Source organism: Prevotella sp. TF12-30 (genome assembly GCF_003436715.1).
GTDB classification, from domain to species: domain Bacteria; phylum Bacteroidota; class Bacteroidia; order Bacteroidales; family Bacteroidaceae; genus Prevotella; species Prevotella copri_A.
The window spans coordinates 1-1,444 of sequence record NZ_QSQJ01000105.1 but is presented as its reverse complement, the minus strand read 5'-3'; the positions used below and the strand labels follow the sequence as shown (position 1 = coordinate 1,444).

Annotated in this window: 3 protein-coding genes and 1 pseudogene; 2 read left to right on the top strand and 2 right to left on the bottom strand. The window is 39.1% G+C overall.

The window, feature by feature from the left end; all coding sequences use genetic code 11:
* Both DXD25_RS16255 and DXD25_RS16250 read left to right on the top strand, forming a co-directional pair.
* A partial coding sequence (locus DXD25_RS16255) for a relaxase/mobilization nuclease domain-containing protein (RefSeq protein WP_148460950.1) occupies positions 1–474 on the top strand: 474 nt, incomplete at its 5' end.
* 31 nt (positions 475–505) lie between these two features.
* Positions 506–715, top strand: coding sequence for a hypothetical protein (locus DXD25_RS16250; RefSeq protein ID WP_117664386.1), 210 nt, complete (start codon positions 506–508; stop codon positions 713–715).
* 1 nt (position 716) lies between these two features.
* Here DXD25_RS16250 and DXD25_RS17365 read toward each other — a convergent pair whose 3' ends face one another.
* Together DXD25_RS17365 and DXD25_RS16850 are read right to left on the bottom strand one after the other, a co-directional pair.
* On the bottom strand, positions 717–1,175 hold the full coding sequence (locus tag DXD25_RS17365) for a hypothetical protein (RefSeq protein WP_233522373.1): 459 nt from the start codon (positions 1,173–1,175) through the stop codon (positions 717–719).
* 19 nt (positions 1,176–1,194) lie between these two features.
* Positions 1,195–1,444 (bottom strand): annotated as a pseudogene (locus tag DXD25_RS16850) (hypothetical protein); the annotation flags it as partial.

Here is a 1,444-nt window from a genome sequence, read left to right as displayed (position 1 = left end):
CGCAATGCTGAGCGAGCCAAATATGAGATTCACAATGCTGTCAAGGATGCCTTGAAAGTCGTAGAAAATTGGCATAAGTTCAAGAATGAACTTGCAAAGCGAGGTGTTCACTTGGAGTTAGTCTATAAGGACAAGGAGAGAACCAAGGTGCAAGGTATCCGTTTCTGCAAGGATGGATATAGTTTCAAGGGGACACAGATTAGCCGAGACTATAGCTTTGGCAAACTGAATGCGAGATTTGAGGGAATGGAGAAACACGTTTCATCAAGAGACAACTCTACTCTGCAATACGAGCAAGGCCATCACAAGAGCAACGATGAGCCATCCATGTCGGATAGCAGCCAAGACCTTTGGTACGGCATTTCTTCCATTGGACTTTTTGCTCCAGCTAATGCTCAGACCTTTGAGTCATTCCCAGAGGATGAATCAGCCAAGAAGAAAAAGAAGAAACGCAGAAGAGGCTTTAGCCTTTGATGCAAGTTACAAACCAAACAACATCAGAAATATGAAAGAAGAAATATTGGAAGCCATCTACGGCACAGTTGAGAGATTGGAGCAGAAAGTCGATGAACTTTCTGCTTCACCAAAGAACGCAGGAGCGGAAACAGTTCTTAGCCCTGCAAGTGTTGACACAAGCAAACTTGAAAAAGCCATCCTTTCTGTGCTGTACAAAAATTCCGTGGAAACGCAATTCGTTCCACGGAATTTTCCTTAAGTTATTTTATCGTATCTCCATAATCAGCTTCCTCTTCTTCCTGTAAATATAAGCATATTACATTAAGATAATCTACAATTTCCTTGTGTGTTAAATTTAACTTTTTAATACAAGAGCAGAATTCCATAATAACACCTTCTGGATTATAGTCCCCTCGGCTATTAAAGATGAAAATTTTCTCTCTCTTATAGACAAAAATTTGTCTTGGAAAATGTGGTCCCAGGCCTTTGAAAGCATATATTCCATCCACAAAATTATAATTATTAGGAGAGATGAGGTTTACAACATTTTTACTTGCATTTGTATATTTATCTTCATAGTTATTTTCTATTTGTTCCGCTATACTATCAGGTAAGCACACACTTTTTAGTGAATCTAAGCATTGTCCCTTAATTGATATGTAAGGAACAATGCTACAGATAAAACATAATAGGATTTTATTGATTATCGTTATTTTCATTGTTATTTCTTAATTTACCTCACAAAGTTACACCATAAAAACGGCAATTCTCCGATTTTGTTTCTCTCAACTCAAAGGTTGCCATAAGCAGCACCTTATTGCCATCTATGTTATCTTCGTAGAAGAAGCGATAGACGCCTGGTTTGTTGGGAAGAATATCGGGAAAAAGATGGGCAGTAATGGTGCCGCTTTGACCATCGTTTAAAACATGACCGATGGCCGTGAACAAGCAATCGGTGGGCACAACAAACCAATTGCCATCCGCTCCT